The 20,399-nt window shown below is 35.0% G+C and carries 16 protein-coding genes and 2 tRNA genes; 9 read left to right on the top strand and 9 right to left on the bottom strand.

Features of this window, described 5'->3' with window-relative positions:
• Positions 1 to 352: 352 nt before the first annotated feature.
• The 3 genes from glnS (at position 353) to KGI96_RS06310 (ending at position 3,782) form a co-directional block, all read left to right on the top strand.
• A complete protein-coding gene (glnS, locus tag KGI96_RS06320) occupies positions 353 to 2,020 on the top strand; it encodes a glutamine--tRNA ligase (RefSeq protein ID WP_211598356.1) in 1,668 nt (555 codons plus the stop codon).
• Between the two features lie 59 nt (positions 2,021 to 2,079).
• Positions 2,080 to 3,081, top strand: coding sequence for a YeiH family putative sulfate export transporter (locus KGI96_RS06315; RefSeq protein WP_211598354.1), 1,002 nt, complete (start codon positions 2,080 to 2,082; stop codon positions 3,079 to 3,081).
• 128 nt (positions 3,082 to 3,209) lie between these two features.
• Complete coding sequence (locus KGI96_RS06310; protein WP_211598345.1) at positions 3,210 to 3,782, top strand: VOC family protein; 573 nt, start codon at positions 3,210 to 3,212, stop codon at positions 3,780 to 3,782.
• Positions 3,783 to 3,993: 211 nt separating this feature from the next.
• On the opposite strand, the gene folD is transcribed toward KGI96_RS06310, so the two are convergent.
• Entirely contained in the window at positions 3,994 to 4,860 is an 867-nt protein-coding gene (gene folD / locus KGI96_RS06305; protein ID WP_211598343.1) for a bifunctional methylenetetrahydrofolate dehydrogenase/methenyltetrahydrofolate cyclohydrolase FolD, read from the bottom strand.
• Between the two features lie 164 nt (positions 4,861 to 5,024).
• Here folD and KGI96_RS06300 point away from each other — a divergent pair.
• Both KGI96_RS06300 and KGI96_RS06295 read left to right on the top strand, forming a co-directional pair.
• A tRNA-Pro gene (locus KGI96_RS06300) sits at positions 5,025 to 5,101 on the top strand.
• A gap of 15 nt (positions 5,102 to 5,116) precedes the next feature.
• Positions 5,117 to 5,193, top strand: a tRNA-Arg gene (locus tag KGI96_RS06295).
• Between the two features lie 137 nt (positions 5,194 to 5,330).
• On the opposite strand, the gene dcuC is transcribed toward KGI96_RS06295, so the two are convergent.
• Positions 5,331 to 6,677 (bottom strand): anaerobic C4-dicarboxylate transporter DcuC, encoded by a 1,347-nt coding sequence (dcuC, locus tag KGI96_RS06290; protein WP_211598336.1) that lies wholly within the window; start codon positions 6,675 to 6,677, stop codon positions 5,331 to 5,333.
• Between the two features lie 320 nt (positions 6,678 to 6,997).
• On the opposite strand from dcuC, the gene galE reads away from it, so the two are divergent.
• Positions 6,998 to 8,014 (top strand): UDP-glucose 4-epimerase GalE, encoded by a 1,017-nt coding sequence (gene galE / locus KGI96_RS06285; RefSeq protein WP_211598334.1) that lies wholly within the window; start codon positions 6,998 to 7,000, stop codon positions 8,012 to 8,014.
• 360 nt (positions 8,015 to 8,374) lie between these two features.
• Here the strand turns inward: galE and KGI96_RS06280 are convergent, their stop codons facing one another.
• Together KGI96_RS06280 and argR are read right to left on the bottom strand one after the other, a co-directional pair.
• Entirely contained in the window at positions 8,375 to 9,271 is an 897-nt protein-coding gene (locus tag KGI96_RS06280; protein ID WP_211598332.1) for a TIGR01777 family oxidoreductase, read from the bottom strand.
• Between the two features lie 5 nt (positions 9,272 to 9,276).
• Positions 9,277 to 9,735: a transcriptional regulator ArgR gene (argR, locus tag KGI96_RS06275; protein ID WP_211598330.1), complete on the bottom strand. Its 459-nt coding sequence runs from the start codon at positions 9,733 to 9,735 to the stop codon at positions 9,277 to 9,279.
• Between the two features lie 202 nt (positions 9,736 to 9,937).
• Here argR and mdh point away from each other — a divergent pair, with 202 nt between their 5' ends.
• Positions 9,938 to 10,882, top strand: a complete 945-nt coding sequence (gene mdh, locus KGI96_RS06270; RefSeq protein ID WP_211598328.1) for a malate dehydrogenase — start codon at positions 9,938 to 9,940, stop codon at positions 10,880 to 10,882.
• Between the two features lie 97 nt (positions 10,883 to 10,979).
• Here the strand turns inward: mdh and KGI96_RS06265 are convergent, their stop codons facing one another.
• From KGI96_RS06265 to KGI96_RS06245, 5 genes are all read right to left on the bottom strand, one after another.
• On the bottom strand, positions 10,980 to 12,305 hold the full coding sequence (locus tag KGI96_RS06265; RefSeq protein ID WP_211598326.1) for an anti-phage deoxyguanosine triphosphatase: 1,326 nt from the start codon (positions 12,303 to 12,305) through the stop codon (positions 10,980 to 10,982).
• 173 nt (positions 12,306 to 12,478) lie between these two features.
• Positions 12,479 to 12,775 (bottom strand): DNA-binding transcriptional regulator Fis, encoded by a 297-nt coding sequence (gene fis / locus KGI96_RS06260; protein WP_211598324.1) that lies wholly within the window; start codon positions 12,773 to 12,775, stop codon positions 12,479 to 12,481.
• A complete protein-coding gene (dusB, locus tag KGI96_RS06255) occupies positions 12,769 to 13,749 on the bottom strand; it encodes a tRNA dihydrouridine synthase DusB (RefSeq protein WP_211598322.1) in 981 nt (326 codons plus the stop codon). The genes fis and dusB overlap by 7 nt, the downstream gene beginning before the upstream one ends.
• A 206-nt stretch (positions 13,750 to 13,955) precedes the next feature.
• Positions 13,956 to 14,837, bottom strand: coding sequence for a 4-hydroxybenzoate octaprenyltransferase (gene ubiA / locus KGI96_RS06250; protein WP_211598320.1), 882 nt, complete (start codon positions 14,835 to 14,837; stop codon positions 13,956 to 13,958).
• Entirely contained in the window at positions 14,830 to 15,591 is a 762-nt protein-coding gene (locus tag KGI96_RS06245; protein ID WP_211598318.1) for a DeoR/GlpR family transcriptional regulator, read from the bottom strand. The genes ubiA and KGI96_RS06245 overlap by 8 nt, the downstream gene beginning before the upstream one ends.
• 235 nt (positions 15,592 to 15,826) lie before the next feature.
• On the opposite strand from KGI96_RS06245, the gene gyrA reads away from it, so the two are divergent.
• Positions 15,827 to 18,508: a DNA topoisomerase (ATP-hydrolyzing) subunit A gene (gene gyrA, locus KGI96_RS06240; protein WP_211598316.1), complete on the top strand. Its 2,682-nt coding sequence runs from the start codon at positions 15,827 to 15,829 to the stop codon at positions 18,506 to 18,508.
• A 675-nt stretch (positions 18,509 to 19,183) separates the two neighbouring features.
• Positions 19,184 to 20,338: a lipid-A-disaccharide synthase gene (lpxB, locus tag KGI96_RS06235; protein WP_211598314.1), complete on the top strand. Its 1,155-nt coding sequence runs from the start codon at positions 19,184 to 19,186 to the stop codon at positions 20,336 to 20,338.
• Positions 20,339 to 20,399: the final 61 nt, after the last annotated feature.

Here is a 20,399-nt window from a genome sequence, read left to right as displayed (position 1 = left end):
AAACAATGTAAAACACAAAAAATCAAGTTACCTTTCTTTTTTTGCATTATTTTAGCCGTTAGCGTAATGGCATCTGTATTTATTTTAGGTAATCAAATTAAAATCTGCACCATAGGAACATTTAACATCAAATTCACATATTCTACCACCATTGGATAAGAAAGTGCGTTTAGTGGTAACCATTAAATATGCCATTGATGGCTAAATGAAGCGGTGAGATGTAAGTTAAAATTTGCAAATTTTTAATGAAATCTTACCGCTTGTTTTGTTGATGGATTGAGTTAATTATTAAATTGTGTAGAATAACAAGATTATTATTTTTAAATGATTATTTTTATTTTAAGGTTATCCAATGAGCAACGAAAATTTAACGTCAGAAACAGAAAAAAGAGCCAATTTTATTACCCATATTATTGATGAAGATTTAGCGTCAGGCAAACATACTCAAGTTCATACTCGTTTTCCACCAGAACCAAACGGTTATTTACATATCGGTCACGCAAAATCAATCTGCTTAAACTTTGGGCTTGCTCAGGATTATAAAGGGTTATGTAACCTACGTTTTGATGATACCAACCCAACCAAAGAAGATGTGGAATACGTGGATTCAATCAAACAAGACGTTGAATGGCTAGGCTTTAAATGGGAAGGCGAACCACATTATGCGTCAGATTATTTTGATGCCCTTTATGGTTATGCGATTGAATTGATCGAAAAAGGGTTAGCTTATGTTGATGAGCTATCGCCTGATGAAATGCGTGAATATCGTGGTACATTAACCGAAGCAGGTAAAAATAGCCCATACCGTGATCGTAGCGTAGAAGAAAATTTAGCCTTATTTGAAAAAATGAAAAATGGCGAATTTGCCGAAGGTAAAGCGTGCTTACGTGCCAAAGTGGATATGGCATCGCCATTTATGGTTATGCGTGATCCTGTACTTTATCGTGTGAAATTTGCAAGCCACCATCAAACAGGCGATAAATGGTGCATTTATCCAATGTATGATTTTACGCATTGTATTTCTGATGCGATTGAGCGTATCACACACTCAATTTGTACCCTTGAATTCCAAGACAACCGCCGTATTTATGACTGGGTGCTAGAAAATATTTCAATTGAAAGACCGTTACCTCATCAGTACGAATTTTCTCGTTTGAATTTAGAAGGTACGCTAACCTCAAAACGTAAGTTATTAAAATTAGTTGAAGATAAAATCGTGGACGGTTGGGACGACCCTCGTATGCCAACCATTTCAGGCTTACGTCGTCGTGGTTATACCCCTGCTTCATTGCGTGAATTCTGCCACCGTATCGGTGTCACAAAACAAGATAACGTGGTGGAATACAGTGCGTTAGAAGCCTGTATCCGTGATGATTTAAACACTAACGCACCACGTGCAATGGCGGTTATCAACCCAGTTAAAGTGATCATTGAAAACTTTGACGGCGATGAAGAAATCTTAAACGCACCAAACCACCCACAAAATGAAGAAATGGGTAGCCGTGAAGTGCCATTCGGACGTGAAATTTATATTGATGAAGCGGATTTCCGTGAAGAAGCGAACAAAAAATATAAACGCTTAGTGTTAGGCAAAGAAGTGCGTTTACGTAATGCCTATGTGATTAAAGCAGAACGTGTCGAAAAAGATGAAAACGGCAAAATTACTACTATTTTCTGTACTTACGATCCTGAAACATTAGGCAAAAATCCAGCAGACGGTCGCAAAGTGAAAGGCGTCATCCACTGGGTAAGTGCAACCAATAACAAACCTGCGGAATTTAGAGTTTACAATCGTTTATTCACAGTGCCAAACCCAGCAGCTGAAGATGATGTATATACAGTATTAAATCCAGCGTCTTTAGTCGTTAAAAATGGTTTTGTTGAAAAATCATTAGCGAACGCAAAAGTGGGCGTAGGTTATCAGTTTGAGCGTGAAGGTTATTACTGCTTAGACAGTAAAGACAGTTCACAAGATCACTTAGTCTTTAACTTGACGGTGAGTTTGAAAGAAGGATTTTAGTCATCAGTTTGATAATAAGGTAATTTATCTTTGAATAGGTATTAAATCAGAGGGGAAAAATGCAATATAAAAATACATTGTTAGGGTTATTGTTGGTGGGAGTAATAACCTTGCTCTCTTCTTTGTTAGCAGACACGACATTCTTTATACAAGCTCATTTTTCTGCTTTAACTTTGGCAATTATTATGGGTATTTTAATTGGCAATACCTTATTTTCAAAGATAGAACCTTACACCAATCAAGGAGTGATATTGGCAAAAGGCACATTGTTGCGAGCGGGAATTGTATTATATGGTTTTAAAATTACGCTAACAGATATTAATTCTGTAGGCATAAATGCCATTACAAGCGATGCAATTATGCTTATCAGCACCTTTTTTATTACTTTATGGATTGGTTTGTATCTACTTAAAATGGATAAACAAATTGTGCAACTCACCGCAACTGGCTGTAGTATTTGTGGGGCGGCGGCGATAATGGCGGCTGAGCCAGTGGTAAAAGCAGAATCCCATAAAGTTGCGGTAGCCATTGCAGTGATTGTCATTTTTGGCACAATCAGTATGTTCTTATACCCAATAATGTATCCCTATTTGGCAGAATATTTATCCCAACACCAATTTGGTATTTATATTGGCTCATCGGTTCACGAAGTGGCACAAGTGTATGCAGCAGGGGAGAATATCAATTCAGTGGTCGCTGATAATGCCGTGATTACTAAAATGATCCGCGTAATGATGCTTGCCCCTTTCTTATTTGGGTTATCTTATTTTTTAAGTAAAGAAAATAGTCAAAATAAATTAATTATTCCTTGGTTTGCGGTGTATTTTATTGGTGTCGGTATTTTCAACTCTTTCGAATTATTACCTCAATATCTCGTGGATAAATTGATTTTATTAGATAATATTTTACTGATGATGGCAATGTCAGCACTTGGCTTAACCACTCGTATAGAAGCAGTAAAACAAGCAGGGGTAAAACCTTTTATTTTGGGAACACTTGTTTTGATTTGGCTTGTGGTGGGTGGATTTATGGTAAATGTGATGATGCAGAATATCTGGTAAGTAAGCGGTGACTTTCTTTCAAAAATTTGCAAAAAGTTTGTTGTAAGAAAGTCACCGCTTGAATATCTGTTAAATTCTATTTTATGAATACCATTATTCAATAATCCTTTAATCACTTAGAAATAAAAATGCAAAAACACCCACTATTTCAACAAAATATAGCGTTACTCAATGAATTTCATACCTTTGAGAAAAAAATTATCGAGCTTTCTCATATAATGCAAATTGCATTAAAAGATTATCAAATTGATCATATTGCAGTTCGAGTAAATCAGCTTGAAAAAGCGGAATTATGGCTTGAACAACTGCTTAAATGTGGTGAGGTAATGAGTGATAATGTGGTAAATGGACGACCGATTTATATTATAAAATTAAATGAGCCATTAATAATAGCAAATCAAAAGGTTAATATAATTGAGCTTCCTTTTCCAAAAGGTAAAACCTATCCCGTAGAAAACTGGGAACATATTGAAATAGTAGTGCCTTTTGCTGAAAATGAAACTACGCAACAATGGTGTGAACGTATTCAAACAATTTTGTTATGGCATCAAAATAATAAATTGAAAGTCAAAATAAGTGAACCTAAAGTCGAAGGGGAACAATTACCCAATCCCTCTATTGCGGTCAGTTTAGTAAATTCAAAAGAAAATCACACTTGTATTAAAGTTCATCCTTATACCCTTGAAAAGATAATTGAATAAAATACAAGCGCTCACTTGTGGTTAAAAATTTGCAAAAAAAGATATACAAGAAAGATAACATCTAAAAAAGTTGGTCTTTTTATTTAATCTTTACGAGGTCTTTCTAAATTTCCGAAAGTAGATAAGTATGTATACTTTTATACCTATTTATTATGTAAAAAATAAATAGGTACTATCAGATCATATTTTTAAGGAAAGTGCAATTATTCCCTTATGTTTGTTGATCACCAATATGTCCTTTATAAGCAAGCAATGTATTTTGCATTAACATTGTGACTGTCATTAAACCTACACCACCGGGAACAGGGGTAATAAAACTGGCTTTTTGTGAGGCAGTTTCAAATTCAACATCACCGACTAGTTTATTATTTTCTAAACGATTAATACCAACATCAAATACCATCGCCCCCTCTTTTATACATTCACCAGAGATAAATTCAGGTTTACCTACAGCAACGACTAAAATATCTGCTTGTTTTATATACTGCTCTAAATTCTTTGTAAAACGATGAGTAACCGTAGTTGTACAACCAGCAAGTAGCAATTCCATTGCCATTGGACGACCAACAATATTTGAAGAGCCTACGATTACTGCGTGCTTGCCTTTAATATCTTGTCCTATATATTCGATAATTTTCATTATTCCATAAGGTGTACAAGGGCGTAAAGTGGGTATTCTTTGGCATAATCGACCTATATTATAAGGGTGGAAACCATCGACATCTTTTGTGGGTAAGATTGCTTCAATAATTTTGGTGGAATTAATATGTTTTGGCAGAGGTAATTGAACAAGAATACCATCAACACTATCATCATTATTTAGTTGTGAAAGTAAAGTCAATAATTCCAATTCTGAGAAGGTGCCAGGTAAATCATAAGATCGAGATAAAATCCCCAACTCTTCACAACTTTTACGTTTACTTTTTACATAAATTTGTGAGGCAGGATCACATCCAACCAAAATAACAGCGAGACAAGGCGGACGATTGCCTTGTTTAATATAACCATCAATTTGTTTTGTAATTTTTTGTTTGATTTTTGAAGCAACTATTTTTCCTGAAATAATTTGAACTGTCATAGATAGAAAGAACCTTGTATTGATATCATTTAATGTATTCTCTCAAAAAATAGATACTTTGATAAGTAATAAATACAAAAATGGATAAATATCAAGCGACTAATAAGGAATTAATAAAAAAGGATTGACTGATTTTAATCAGAAACTATAATATTGTTCATTGTCGGCGAGTAGCGCAGCTTGGTAGCGCAACTGGTTTGGGACCAGTGGGTCGTAGGTTCGAATCCTATCTCGCCGACCATTTCTCCTATTTAATGCGCCCTTAGCTCAGTTGGATAGAGCAACGGCCTTCTAAGCCGTAGGTCATTGGTTCGAATCCAATAGGGCGTGCCATTTCTATATTATCTTCATTATTTTTGCAAATTTTCACTAAAATGTAACCGCTATGGTGTCTTATAATTTGGAGAGTGGAGTAATAATAAAGACGTTGTCAATAACAACGCCTTTATATTAAAATTGCTATTTATAAATTAGGCAGCTACTAGTAGTTCTGTGCCTGCAATTACAACAATTAAACCTACAATCATTGGCACTGAAATACGTTTTACTACTTCAAATGGCGACAGTTTTGCCATTCCTGACACCGCAACAACTACGCCAGATACTGGTGATAAGCTACGCCCAATATTCGAAGCTTGAAGCATTGGAATGGTTAAATAAGCAGGATTAATACCCATTTGCACAGCTAAACGAGGAATAAGCTCCACGAATGCATAGAAAGGAGCATTACCAGAACCTGTTGCAATCGCTGCAAGAGCTGTAATAAGGGCAAGGGTAATCATCATTAAGAAACCACCGCTACCCATTGATTGAACGGATGTAATTAGGGTTTTAATGAAGCCAACCGTACTTAACCCTTGAGCAAAAACTCCTGCTGCCACTAAGAGCATTACCACACCAGAAAAAGCATCTGCCATTCCTTTATACATTACTTCAAGGTTTTCATAGACTACTTTGGCATTGAATGTTCTGATAAAATCTAAAATCGCTACAATCACTAAGCAAAGAATAATGATAGTTACAATATGTAATTTGGGTGCAATATTACCGTTAAAAATTAGCACACCAATAATTGGAGTAAAAGGCAAAATAGCATAAAAAGTAGGGACTTTAGTTTCAATTTCTGACACTTCTAATTGCTCTGGAACAAATCCTTCTTTACGATCTAGATAACGTTGCCAAAAGAAGTGTGTCGCAGCAATACAAAGAATAGCAATGATAGAAATTGGTAAAGTAAAGCTGAAAGCAAATTCAATTAAAGGCATTTTAGACACTTCTGCGGCTAGCACCACATCACCGGATGTTGGTGAGAGTATAATAGCTGCGGGTGAAGCACAAATGGAAGCTGCTGCACCACGTGAAATACCGACATTCACCATTATTGGGAATAAAGTTGCCATTAACAGCACACCTAACCCCGTTGCAGAAGTGACTGCAAAAGACATCAAGCAAGCTAAGAAATAGGCAACGACCATTAAAAGATAAGGGGAATTAATATATTTCAGTGGACGAGACGCAATTTTTACTACTATATCATTTGCCCCTAAGTGGGTCATATAAGCAGCAAAACCACAAAGCACCATAATCAACATTCCTAAGCCACCACCGCGATGCATCAGTAAATATTTAACATATTCAATCACATCTAAATAGAGCGTACCTGTTGATTTACCTGCTGGCATAATTTCTTTGCCCATTATGACACTCGCTAATAACAGTAAAATCCCTACTGTCATTAACACCCCTGTTGCAGAATAACCTTTAACGATATAATAGCTTACTGCAACAATCGCAATTAAACCTATAATAAGATCCATATTAAACCTCTACTTTGTATTAATTGGGGAATTAAAATTTTATTTTTTTAATATGCCGATTAGCACAAGATAAATACTATCATAACCACACTACTTATCTTTTTGAATAATCAATAAAAATCACTATTTTTTCAATTTATTATGACGTAGTTCACAGTATTTATTAACAACTCGAAAACATCTAAAACCAATATTTAACAAAATTAAATTTTATACACTATTTTTATATCTGATTATATTTTTAAAAAATAAAAAGGAGTATAATTTGCAAAAAATGATATATATCTAACCGCTAACAAACACAATATAAGGAAACTATTATGGCAATTTTAGTTACAGGTGGAGCAGGCTACATTGGGTCACATACCGTTGTTGAACTATTAAACCAAAATAAAGAGATTATCGTTTTAGATAATTTATCTAACTCTTCTGAAATCTCCTTAGACCGAACTAAACAAATTACGGGTAAATCGGTTACTTTTTATAAAGGTGATGTTTTAGATCGTTCAATATTGCGTCAAATTTTTGCTGAAAATAACATTGAGTCCGTTATTCATTTTGCGGGCTTAAAAGCAGTCGGAGAAAGTGTTCAAAAGCCGTTACACTATTACCAAAATAATATTACTGGTTCAATCACCCTTGTTGAAGAGATGATTAAAGCCAATGTGAACACCCTTGTGTTTAGTTCTTCTGCAACGGTTTATGGCGATCCAAAAGTTGTGCCAATTACAGAAGAGAGTGAGGTTGGTGGTACAACTAATCCTTATGGCACTTCAAAATATATGGTAGAGCGTATTTTACAAGACACTGTTAAGGCATACCCACAGTTTAGTGCAATTATTTTACGCTATTTTAACCCAGTGGGTGCACACGAGAGTGGTTTAATTGGCGAAGACCCAAATGGTATTCCAAATAATCTCTTACCTTTTATCAGCCAAGTAGCAGTAGGGAAATTACAGCAATTAGCCGTATTTGGCGATGATTATAATACGCCTGATGGTACTGGTGTACGTGATTATATTCACGTAGTCGATTTAGCGATAGGACATTTAAAAGCATTACAAAAGCATCATAATGATGCAGGTTGTCATATTTATAATTTAGGTACAGGGACAGGTTATTCCGTATTAGATATGGTAAAAGCCTTTGAACAAACCAATAATATCCAAGTACCTTATAAAATTGCCCCTCGCCGAGCAGGAGATATTGCAACTTGTTATTCTGATCCTAAAAAAGCATTAGAGCAATTAGGGTGGAAAACAGCACGAGATCTAAATCAAATGATGAAAGATACGTGGAATTGGCAAAAAAATAATCCAAATGGGTATAGTGCTTAATTTAAGAAATAATAACTGAGATAAAAGTAAAAACAAGTTGTATGTATAAATTTAGTATTTTTTATATGGTTGTTGCGATATTACGAGTAAATGTTACAAAAACGTATATAAATCCTCTTGTTATATGAATAGATATCCAGTAAATTTTTCTATCCACATAAGCTGTGGATAACTTTGTGGAATACTTTCTTAAAAAGATTTTTGAGCTTGGTATAATCAGGGTTTATCACGATCTTACTTAGATTGATTGCAAAATGACTTGTTTTTATAAATCAATAAGTTATAAAATTTCTAGTCTTTTTAATAAAAAAATTAAAAAATTTTTATATTAAAAACTTGACTTTTTTAACCTGTGTAAAACTATTTTTTAAAACAAGCATTTAGATAGCTTTTTAAACAACTGTAAGTAAATTTAAATTCTTGATTTAATAGTCGTGTTGGATAAATGGGTTGATTATCTAATAGTAATTGTGAGCGTTCACCCAGTATTAATTTAAGTAATAATTGAGGAACATTAAAAAATGCAGGGCGACGTAGTTGTTGAGCCAGTTGCTGATTAAATTCAGCTTGAGTAATGATTTGTGGAGCAACTAAATTAAAGGCACCTGAGCATTGTGGATTTTCAAGTAAAAATAATATAGCTTGAATATGATCTTCAAGACTTATCCAGCCCCAGTGTTGTTTTCCGTTACCTATTTTTCCACCTAATCCTAAACGATAAATAGGTAAGATACGTTTGAGAATTCCCCCTTGTGGTGAAAGAACTAAACCTGTACGAATTAAGCATAGACGAGTTTTTGTATTTTTGACTGATGATGTCACCGCTTCCCATTGTTGACAAAGTTGTGCTGTGAAAGAATGTCCACAAGCGGTATCTTCATCTGCTTTTTTTACCAATTTATTGACAATATCACCATAAAAACCAGTAGCCGATCCTGAAATAAAAATAGCTGGAGGATGGTCACTTTTATTAATTAATGCTACAAGCTGCGCAGTCATTTTGATACGGCTATTGAGTAAAACTTCTTTTTGTTTTTTTGTCCAATATTTATCAAAAATAGGTTCGCCAGCTAAATTAATGATTGCATCAAAATGATTGAAATTTTTAATGTCAGAAAGATTTTTGCAAAAAGTAACAGGAATGTGCCCGCTTAAATTTTTTCTGGTAAGAATTGTGATGGAATGTCCTTTTGATAACAGAAGCTTAGTAAGGGCTGTTCCAATAAATCCAGTGCCACCTGTAATAAAAATATTCATTATAGTTATTCCTTTTCAAAAAGAGCCGTAATATTTTTTGATAATGCTTCAATAGACGTTTTATTTGTTGGTGTGACAAAAATGGTGTCATCACCTGCAATGGAACCCAAAATTCCCTCTGCTTTTCCAATAGAATCTAACAGTAATGCAATGAGTTGTGCGGCTCCTGGCGTTGTTTTGATAACGACTAGAGCTGCATTATGATCAATATCAATAATGAGATGTTTGAGTTGACTGGAGGTTGTTGGCATACCTTGTTCTGGTGGTAAATAATAAACCATTTCCATTTTACTATTACGTCTTCTTACTGCCCCAAATTTAGAAAGCATTCGAGATACTTTAGATTGGTTAATATGCTCAAACCCAAGCTTTTGTAATGCGACAACAATTTCACTTTGTGAACTAAATTTTTCTTCACGTAATAATGATTTAAATGCTTCAGAAAGAGAATCCATTTTTTTCACTGTAGTTGATCCTTATTATGTCAATATATCGAATTTATTGGGTAATTATGTGGTTTTTATCTATTTAAATCAATTTTAAACCTCTTTTTTATAAAAAATTTGCGAAAAATCACAAAATTTAACTTTGGTATTTGAATTTATGCTTACTTTTTTTTAGACTGTCACCAGTTATTATTTAAATTGACAAAAAGAGGACATTATTATGAAAGTAACAGTATTAGGTGCCGCAGGCGGTATTGGTCAAGCGTTAGCCTTATTATTGAAATTACAGTTACCTGAGGGCGCAGAGTTAGCATTATATGATATTGCACCTGTTACTCCAGGGGTTGCAGTAGATATTAGTCATATTCCTACTGCAGTAAAAGTGAAAGGTTATGCGGGAGAAGACCCTACTGAAGCATTAAAAGATGCAAAAGTAGTCTTAATTTCAGCGGGTGTAGCACGTAAACCTGGTATGGATCGTTCAGATTTATTTAATATCAATGCAGGCATTATTCGTAATCTTGCAGAGCACGTTGCGAAAACTTGTCCAACCGCTTGTGTAGGAATTATTACCAATCCTGTAAATACAACCGTTGCTATCGCAGCAGAAGTATTGAAAAAAGCAGGTGTTTATGACAAAAGAAAATTATTTGGAGTAACAGAATTAGATGTTATCCGCTCTGAAACGTTTATTGCAGAATTAAAGAAAAAAGATGTGGATACCGTGACTGTTCCAGTAATTGGTGGGCATTCAGGTGTAACTATTTTACCATTACTTTCTCAAGCAACAGCTGCGGAAGAAAAAATTAGCTTTACAGCAGAAGAAGTTGAGCAATTAACTAAACGTATTCAAAATGCAGGTACAGAAGTTGTTGAAGCAAAAGCAGGTGGTGGATCAGCAACCCTTTCAATGGCTCAAGCAGCAGCACGTTTCGCTCTTTCTGTCATTAAAGGTTTATCTGGACATCAAGCTTTAGATTATGCTTATGTAGAAGGTGATGGCGAATATGCTCGTTTCTTTGCACAACCTATTATTCTAGGTCTTAATGGTGTTGAGGAAATATTGCCTATTGGTCAATTAAGTGATTTTGAAAAATCAGCATTAGAGGCAATGTTAGAAACTTTAAATAAAGATATCGCTACTGGTGAAGAATTTATGGCATAAGTTTTTGAAATAAATGAATAGCGGTAAGATTTTGATCAAGATTTGCAAAAAGAGATCAACATTTTACCGCTTTGTTTTTATTTATAGTCAATAAAACTTATAATGCCTCATAAAGTTTAAATGCCTGTCTATCAGACATACTGGCCAAGTAATCACAAATAACACGGGGTTGCTTTGATTTTTCTGCTTGATGCCATTGTTGGCGGATTGCTTGAGGGAGTAAACGTAAAGGTTCACTACTGAGCATATCAAAAACATCCATTAAAATACGTTGTCCTTTATATTCTACTCGCTGAGTTTTGATATCCATAATCACAAAATCATAAACAAATTTTTTAAGTACTTTTAACACTTCAAAAACATCGTCTGGTAACGTCGCATTAAAGCGAAGTAGTGGTTCTTGAAATTGATTATGTGCCTTCCATTGTACATTGGTAATAAAATAATTGACTAATGATCCAATAATATCTTTACGTTCATAACGATGGATAGAGAATAATTTTTCGGTCATTTGAGGAAGAAAATCTTTAATCCATTGTGACTGACATTGTTGAAATTGCTGTTCAGCATATTTCCAAAATTGAGGAGTGACCATTCCTATTACAATAGCATCTTCTAAATCGTGTACCGCATAGGCGATATCATCTGCCAATTCCATAATGCTACAATCTAAGGATTTATAAAGTGTTTTGCTTGGTTCTAGAGGCTCATCACTTTGTTTTATGGTACAGAATAATTGTTTATCTTGTTCTGAAAGAGGATCAAGAACCCAATTAAACATCATTTCATCATCACGGTAAATGCCTTTACTTGTTTTAAAATGATGGGCATTAATAAAATTATTATTATTTATTGCTGCATATTGTTGAGGTTTGGTTTGATCTAAAAAGACGGGGTATTTCAATACGCCTAATAATGCTCGACGAGTAAGGTTCATTCCTTCGTGTGCAGTGTAAGATTCTAAATGGGTAACAATTCTAAATGTTTGTGCGTTCCCTTCAAAGCCACCGTGATCTCGCATTTTATAATTTAAGGCAGTTTCACCTCCGTGTCCAAATGGAGGATGTCCGATATCGTGCATATAACAAATAGATTCAATTAAACTACGAGAAGGGAGCAAAGCGGTAAGATTATGTTGAAAATTTGCAAATTCTTGTGAAGAAGTGACCGCTTGAAACGAGCTTAAATCATCAATAAGTTTTGCTCTTATACTATTTCCTATTTGAGCCACTTCTAAAGAATGGGTTAAACGAGTGCGATAAAAATCATCTTCTCCTATTGCGTGAATTTGTGTTTTGGCTTGTAAGCAACGAAAGGCCTCTGAATGTAAAACACGGCCTCGATCTCGTTGATAAGGAGAACGATGATCTTTATCTCGTTTTTGACTCTCTCTTAAACGTTGCATCCATATTTCTGAAACCATAGTATTATCCTTTATATTATATTTTTTTAAGAATATTGACGTTAATAGCGATTTAGAAATAATACATTATTTAAACAATTATAGAAGTAGAAAAATAAAAAATCCCTATAATATTGCTATTATAGGGATTCCCAAAGTTTATTCGATAATAGGATTTAGCTTAAAATTAGCGTTTAGCCCATACCGTATTTTTTTAACTTTTTACGTAATGTTCCACGGTTTATTCCAAGCATTGTAGCCGCACGTGTTTGATTTCCACGAGTGTATTGCATTACCATATCTAGCATTGGATGTTCAATTTCAGATAGTACCAATTCATATAATTCTGTTGGATCTTGACCATCTAATTGAGATAGATAATTTCTTAACGCTTGTTTTACACTATCACGTAACGGTTTATTGACTTGTTGAGCTTGTGAGTTCAGCATTGCAACCGTTAAAGGATTTTGCTGTGGTTTTTGTTCTAACATTGTTTCTTATCCAAAATTAATTTTTTAATAAAAACTTCTAATGCATTAATTTGCTCTGTTGTTGAGGTTAATGTATTAAAAGTACGCTTAAAGTTAGAGTGAGGTTGAAGTTGTTCAACATACCAACCTATATGCTTTCTTGCTATTCGATAACCTTTTTGCTCACCATAAAATTGGTGAAGTTCTCTTATATGCGTTAGCATTGCTTGGCTTTTCTCATTTAATGAGAGTGTTGAAACTTGACCAGACTCCAAAAAATCGGCTATTTCTTTAAATAGCCAAGGGCGACCAAGACAGCCTCGCCCAATCATTACTGCATCAGCACCTGTATAATCCAAAACAAATTTTGCTTGCTGTGCAGAGGTAATATCCCCATTGGCAATAATTGGTATTGATACTGCTTGCTTTACTTCTTTTATATTGTCGTATTCCGCTTTTCCTTTAAATAGACAGCTACGAGTTCTTCCGTGAATCGTTAATGCAGAGATATTGGCCTGCTCGGCAATTTTTGCAATTTCCAAACAATTTTGATTAGCTAAATCCCAGCCTGTTCTGATTTTTAATGTAACAGGAACATTAACCGCATTTACAATAGCCTCTAAAATACGAGCAACCTGATCAGGATCACGTAAAAGAGCAGAACCTGCCATTTTTCTGTTTACCTTTTTTGCAGGGCAACCCATATTAATATCTATAATTTCAGCACCATAATCTACATTTATCTTTGCAGCCTCTGCCATTTCAAAAGGATCTGAACCTGCAATCTGTACGGCATTTACGCCAATTTCACGATGGTGAGCGAGGCGTAATTTTGATTTCTCAGTATGCCATACATCAGGATTAGTAGACATCATTTCTGAAAATGTTAATCCTGCACCAAATGAGCGACATAATCGGCGAAATGGTAAATCTGTAATTCCAGCCATTGGTGCGAGGAAAATACGCCTTTTAAATTCATATTGTCCTATTTGCACTGCCGATCATCCTCTCAGTTGTATGAGATTTAAACAAATTTGGTTTTAATTATATCAAAAACAAAAAATACGGTATAAACCGTACTTTTATATAAACGCTGATGCTCAAGATATTCCTGATCTAGGGGGCGAATAATACACATTTTTTTTCGCTTTGGGAAGTATATTTTTTGCTCAAATAGAAAAAAAAGCATAAAAAAGTGATTTTAAAAGTAAATTCCCACTAAAATGCTACAAAAAAATCCCAGTCCAACGTAGTTATTATTCAAAAAAGCACTAAAACATTTCTCTCGCTCTCTTTTTTTGGTTAATTTGTACTGGTAAATAAAAAAACAACAAGGAATAATAAGAGTGAAGTAGTACATAAATGAAAAAGATTTGACTAATCCAAGGAGTATAAAGAGTAATAATGTTGTAATTTGTAATAAATTGATGATTTTATTATCATATTGAGCAAAAAGAATTGCCGTTGATTTCACTCCAATACGTAAATCATCATCACGATCAACCATTGCATACTGTGTATCATAAGCAATGGTCCAAACTAAATTAGCTAAAAATAGGATCCAACACGCTAAAGGTAGTGTTTCAGTCGTCGCACTAAATACCATTGGAACAGACCAGCCAAAAGCTATACCTAGAATTAATTGTGGTAAATGGGTATAACGTTTCATAAATGGATAAATAATAGCCAGCCCTACAGCAACAAGGGAAAGTAAAATTGTTAAATAATTAAGTTGCAACACAAGTAAAAAAGCCATTATCAGTAAGGTAATAAATAATATTTTAGCTTCTTTAACTGTGACGGACCCCTTTATTAATGGACGTTGTTTTGTTCTTTTCACTTTTCCATCAATATGGCGATCTGCATAGTCATTAATCACACAACCTGCTGCACGCATTACAATCACTCCGACAATAAAAATAGCAAACAGAGAAGAATTAATATTTCCTTCTGTAGCTAAAAATAATGCCCATAGTGTTGGATAGAGAAGCAACAAAGTGCCAATAGGTCTATCTAATCGCATTAATTGATAATAACCGAGCAATTTTGAGTGTGAAAAATGTTGTTTTACAAAATTATTCATAGCAAAGATGGACTTGTACACTTCTATTATTTAAATGTTGTTCTATTTCTGTTGGTAATTGCGCATCCGTAAAAAGGTGATTGATTTCACGGAGATCACCTAATCGAACAATGGCTTTGCGATAAAATTTAGAATGATCTGCTGCTAGAATAACTTGACGAGAACTATTCATTAACGCTCTTTTTACTTTTACTTCGTGATAATCATAATCTAGCATTGAACCTTCATCATCAATGGCACTAATACCTAAAATACCAAAATCTAAACGAAATTGACTAATAATATCTATGGTTGCTGAACCAATAATACCCCCATCTTGACGTAAATTCCCTCCTGCAATGGTAACTTGAAAATCTTCTTTGGGTAATAAAATATGAGCAGCATTGAGGTTATTAGTGACAATACGTAAATCTTTATGAGAAAGTAACGCTTGAGCAACCGCTTCGGCGGTTGTACCAATATCTAAGAAAAGAGATGCGCCATTAGGAATAATTTTTGCAATATGTTGAGCAATAATATTTTTTTGACGAGAAAATAGCTGTTTACGATCGCTATAATCACTATTTTCACTATTTGTTGGAATACCCGCTCCACCGTGATGACGACGAATTAAATTATTTTCAGCCAATTCATTTAGATCTCGACGAATAGTTTGAGGACTTACATTTAACTTTGCCACTAATTCTTCTGTGCTGATATAACCTTGCTGATTAATAAAATCAATAATTTTATTATGGCGGATAGATTGTTTCATTTTATTCTCCTAATAAGGGGTATGATTATTACTAATTTTTGCAAAAAATTGCATAAATCATACCGCTTATATATGTTTGTCTTTTGTTTGTCGCTTATTTTCAACTTTTATCAATGATATTTCAACCAATTTTCTTTGATTTTGTGATATAATGGTGCTAATTTTTTACATCTATTTTCTAAAGAATTAAGGGAAATAGTGTAATTTTTTTACAAATTATAATTAGGACATTTCAATGAGCGAATTAGCCAAAGATACCATTCCAATCAGTATTGAAGAAGAATTAAAAACCTCTTACCTTGATTATGCAATGTCGGTAATTGTTGGACGTGCATTACCCGATGTGCGAGATGGTTTAAAGCCCGTACACCGTCGAGTATTATTTTCGATGGATCAAAGTGGAAATACATCAAATAAATCTTATGTAAAATCAGCCCGTGTGGTTGGGGACGTCATCGGTAAATACCATCCACACGGCGATACCGCTGTTTATGATACCATTGTACGTATGGCTCAGCCATTCTCATTGCGTTATATGTTAGTGGACGGACAAGGTAACTTTGGTTCGATTGATGGCGACTCGCCTGCTGCAATGCGTTATACCGAAGTACGTATGCAGAAAATCACGCAACAATTATTAACGGATTTAGATAAAGAAACCGTGGATTTCTCGCCTAACTATGATGGCAAAGAGATGATCCCTGACGTACTGCCAACTAAAATTCCTGCATTATTAGTGAATGGTTCATCGGGTATTGCGGTCGGTATGGCAACCAATATTCCGCCACACAACTTAAATGAAGTGTTAGACGGCTGTTTAGCTTATATGGATAATGATGAAATTACCATTGATGAGCTAATGCAACATATCCCAGGACCTGACTTCCCAACAGCGGCGATTATCAATGGTCGCAAAGGGATCGAAGACGCTTACCGCACAGGACGTGGTAAAGTTTACGTTAGAGCAAAAGCCGAAGTAGAAATCAATGCCAAAGGGCGTGAAATTATTGCGGTCACTGAATTACCTTATCAAGTAAACAAAGCCCGTTTAATTGAAAAAATTGCCGAGTTAGTGCGTGATAAAAGGTTAGAAGGTATTAGTGGAGTCACGGATTTATCCAATAAAGACGGATTACGTGTTGAAATTGACGTAAAACGTGATTCTGTAGGCGAAATCGTATTAAACAACCTTTACGCTTTAACTCAAATGCAAGTCACATTTGGGATCAATATGGTTGCCCTTGATCACGGTCAGCCAAAATTATTTAATTTAAAACAAATTATTGAAGCCTTTGTTAAACACCGTCGTGAAGTGGTCACTCGCCGTACGATTTTTGAATTACGCAAAGCACGTAGCAGAGCCCACGTATTAGAAGGTTTAGCAATTGCTTTAGCCAATATCGAACCTGTGATTGAGTTAATTAGAGCGTCAAAAAGTAAAGCAGAAGCTCAAGCCGCCTTGCTTTCTCGTCCTTGGGAATTAGGCTATGTTGCTGGAATGCTAGAAAGTGCAGGCGTTGATGCTTCTCGCCCTGAAGATTTGCCAGAAGAATTTGGGGTGCGTGATGGACAATATTATTTATCAGAAATTCAAGCTCAGGCGATTTTAGAACTTCAATTACACCGTTTAACAGGTTTAGAGCATAATAAAATCGTTGATGAATATAAAGCCATCTTGGTTGAAATCGGCGAGTTATTGTATATTTTAAATAGCCCTGAACGTTTAATGGAAGTTATTCGTGAAGAATTAGAAGCTGTTAAAGCACAATTTGGTGATGAACGCCGTACAGAAATTACCGCAAGTACCGCGGATATTAATTTAGAAGATTTAATCACACCAGAAGATGTAGTCGTTACTCTTTCTCATACGGGTTATGTGAAATATCAACCAATTTCTGACTACGAAGCACAACGTCGTGGTGGTAAAGGAAAATCCGCAACCAAAACCAAAGATGATGACTTCGTAGAACGTCTGTTAGTTGCAAATACCCACGATACGATCTTATGTTTCTCAAGTCGTGGACGTTTGTATCAATTAAAAGTGTACCAATTACCACAAGCCAGTCGTGGAGCAAGAGGTACACCTATTGTAAATATCTTACCATTAGATAAAGAACAAAATGAGCGTATCACAGCGATCTTACCAATCCAAAACGGCGACTTCTCCGCTGAGAAATTCGTAGTGATGGCAACCGCAAGCGGCACAGTGAAAAAAGTTACCCTTGATGCGTTTAGTAAAGTCCGTTCAAACGGTTTAATTGCCTTAAACTTACGTGAAGGTGACGAGCTAATCGGTGTGGATATTACCGAAGGCGACAGCGAAATTATGTTGTTCTCAGCACAAGGTAAAGTGGTTCGCTTTGCAGAAACTGCCGTGCGTGCAATGGGACGTACTGCAACAGGTGTTCGTGGGATGAAGCTGGCATTATCTAATATAGAATTACCAGAAGACGATAATGAAACAGATGTTGAAGATGAAACATCAACAGTTGATTTAAAAGCCGATAAAATTGTTTCTTTAGTGATACCAAAAGAAGAGGGTGATATTTTAACTATCACTGAAAATGGTTATGGTAAACGTACTGTCTTAACGGAATATCCAATTAAATCACGTAACACTAAAGGTGTGTTATCCATTAAAGTAAATGAACGTAATGGTAAAGTGGTTTCTGCTGTTCAAGTAGAAGAAACCGATCAAATTATGTTGATTACTGATGCGGGTACACTGGTTCGTACACGTGTTCACGAAGTCAGTCTTGTGGGACGTAATACACAAGGGGTTCGTATTATTCGAACTACAACCGATGAACGAGTAGTTGGACTAGAAAAAGTTTGTGAAATTGAAGAGGATGAAGCGGATACGGTTGAAAAGGTTGAAGCAACAGAAGTTGAAGTAACAGAAACTACACAAGAGTAATTTAAATTTATGTAGGGGCGTGATTAGCAAACTTTGTTTGCGTATATCCGCCCGTTGCTCGATATAAAATTTCTCACGAAATATGATTAAATCATAGTCGGTTGAATTTTATAAAAAGGAAATATTTATTGTATGATGTGTGTATTTTTAGGACTATAATACGATTCATTTTTTACTAATGAGTAAATGTTACACCGTCTTTTGACAAATTACAGTTTTTGCAAGTTATGCTTTAACAGGAAAGCAATATTCAAAACAATTACGACTTTCAACAAACACATTAAAAACATTAAGAGAAAATTATGGCACACTTGAAGAATGGTTTATCGAACAAAAAGGCTACAGTTTTGCCTGTCTCACAGAATGGGAAGCCCGTTTTATTCTCAACAGTAGAAGGACACCTGACGCAGTTAGAAATATCTTATTTGAGAAAGAGCTTAAAGGACGGATTGAAAGAAATCCAAAACTTGAAGAATTAACTTAATTTATGAAACTGTGTTTTACTGTGTAAGTCCTAAGAAGAGGGCATACCTTGTTTCTACAAATATATTAAAATCACCTAAAATGTAGCGTCAAGGTATGCCTTGACGAGTTTCCATATTTCAATATGGTAAATTTTATTCAAAATCTTACCGCTTGATTTCTTTTTAATTCTTTAAAAGGCAAATAAATAAAATGAATACACAAAATCCAACCATTGCCCTTGTTGCTGGCGAAATTTCTGGTGATATTTTAGGGGCGGGGTTAATCAATGCGTTGCGTTTACATTATCCGAACGCAAAATTTATCGGCGTTGCAGGCGAGAAAATGCAACAAGCTGGCTGTGAAACCTTATTCGATATGCAAGAACTTTCTGTGATGGGGTTAACAGAAGTGATTAAACACTTACCACGTTTATTAAAACGTCGTAAGCAAGTGATTAACACTATGTTGGAACTTAAACCTGATATTTTTATCGGCATTGATGCCCCTGATTTTAATTTATATGTGGAAAATAAATTAAAGCAACAAGGCATTAAAACCGTGCATTATGTGAGTCCTTCCGTTTGGGCGTGGCGACAAGGACGAGTCCATAAAATTGCCAAAGCAACCAATCTTGTTTTAGCCTTATTGCCTTTTGAAAAAGCCTTTTATGATCGTTTTAACGTGCCTTGTAAATTTATCGGACACACAATGGCAGACGCTATTCCATTAAAGCCCAATCGCAGTGAAGCCTGTGAAAAATTAGAACTTAATGAAAAAGGGCGTTATATGGCGATTTTAGTAGGTAGCCGTTGCAGTGAAATTGAGTTTCTAGCTGAACCATTTTTAAAAACTGCTCAAATACTTAAAGAAAAACACCCTGATTTACAGTTTTTAGTTCCCCTTGCGAATGAAAAAACACAGCAACTTTTCGAAGAAATTAAAGCAAAAGTTGCCCCTGAATTAGAACTTATTATTCTACAAGGAAAGGCTCGCCAAGCAATGATTTGTGCGGAAGTCACATTGTTGGCTTCAGGAACCGCTGCTTTGGAGGCAATGCTATGTAAATCACCAATGGTTGTCGGCTATAAAGTAAAAGCGCTTACTTACAGTATTGCTAAAAAGTTAGTAAAAACAGAGTATTATTCTTTACCTAATTTACTTGCAAATGCACCGCTTGTACCTGAACTTATTCAAGAGGAATGTAATCCTGAAAATTTAGTTTGGCACTTGAATAATTATTTACTTCAAGATCCAGAAAGTTTGAAAGAGAAAAATGAATTAAAACAAATTTTCACTCAGATCCATAAAGAAATCCAATGTGATGCAGATATGCAAGCCGCATTTGCAGTGATGGAATTGCTTTGATGCTTTAGAAACCTAACCTAGATCAAATTTTTTGTGATCTTGTTCACTTTTTTACAAGACA

Source organism: Phocoenobacter atlanticus subsp. cyclopteri, assembly GCF_018343795.1.
GTDB classification, from domain to species: domain Bacteria; phylum Pseudomonadota; class Gammaproteobacteria; order Enterobacterales; family Pasteurellaceae; genus Phocoenobacter; species Phocoenobacter atlanticus.
Note: the sequence above shows the minus strand (reverse complement) of the source record. Positions and strands in the feature narration are given on the sequence as shown.

Excerpts from the sequence above, each read along its gene's own strand:
- glnS (WP_211598356.1), top strand. The coding sequence starts at position 353 with ATGAGCAACGAAAATTTAACGTCAGAAACAGAAAAAAGAGCCAATTTT.
- KGI96_RS06315 (WP_211598354.1), top strand. The coding sequence starts at position 2,080 with ATGCAATATAAAAATACATTGTTAGGGTTATTGTTGGTGGGAGTAATA.
- KGI96_RS06310 (WP_211598345.1), top strand. The coding sequence starts at position 3,210 with ATGCAAAAACACCCACTATTTCAACAAAATATAGCGTTACTCAATGAA.
- folD (WP_211598343.1), bottom strand. The coding sequence starts at position 4,860 with ATGACAGTTCAAATTATTTCAGGAAAAATAGTTGCTTCAAAAATCAAA.
- dcuC (WP_211598336.1), bottom strand. The coding sequence starts at position 6,677 with ATGGATCTTATTATAGGTTTAATTGCGATTGTTGCAGTAAGCTATTAT.
- galE (WP_211598334.1), top strand. The coding sequence starts at position 6,998 with ATGGCAATTTTAGTTACAGGTGGAGCAGGCTACATTGGGTCACATACC.
- KGI96_RS06280 (WP_211598332.1), bottom strand. The coding sequence starts at position 9,271 with ATGAATATTTTTATTACAGGTGGCACTGGATTTATTGGAACAGCCCTT.
- mdh (WP_211598328.1), top strand. The coding sequence starts at position 9,938 with ATGAAAGTAACAGTATTAGGTGCCGCAGGCGGTATTGGTCAAGCGTTA.
- KGI96_RS06265 (WP_211598326.1), bottom strand. The coding sequence starts at position 12,305 with ATGGTTTCAGAAATATGGATGCAACGTTTAAGAGAGAGTCAAAAACGA.
- fis (WP_211598324.1), bottom strand. The coding sequence starts at position 12,775 with ATGTTAGAACAAAAACCACAGCAAAATCCTTTAACGGTTGCAATGCTG.
- ubiA (WP_211598320.1), bottom strand. The coding sequence starts at position 14,837 with ATGAATAATTTTGTAAAACAACATTTTTCACACTCAAAATTGCTCGGT.
- KGI96_RS06245 (WP_211598318.1), bottom strand. The coding sequence starts at position 15,591 with ATGAAACAATCTATCCGCCATAATAAAATTATTGATTTTATTAATCAG.
- gyrA (WP_211598316.1), top strand. The coding sequence starts at position 15,827 with ATGAGCGAATTAGCCAAAGATACCATTCCAATCAGTATTGAAGAAGAA.
- lpxB (WP_211598314.1), top strand. The coding sequence starts at position 19,184 with ATGAATACACAAAATCCAACCATTGCCCTTGTTGCTGGCGAAATTTCT.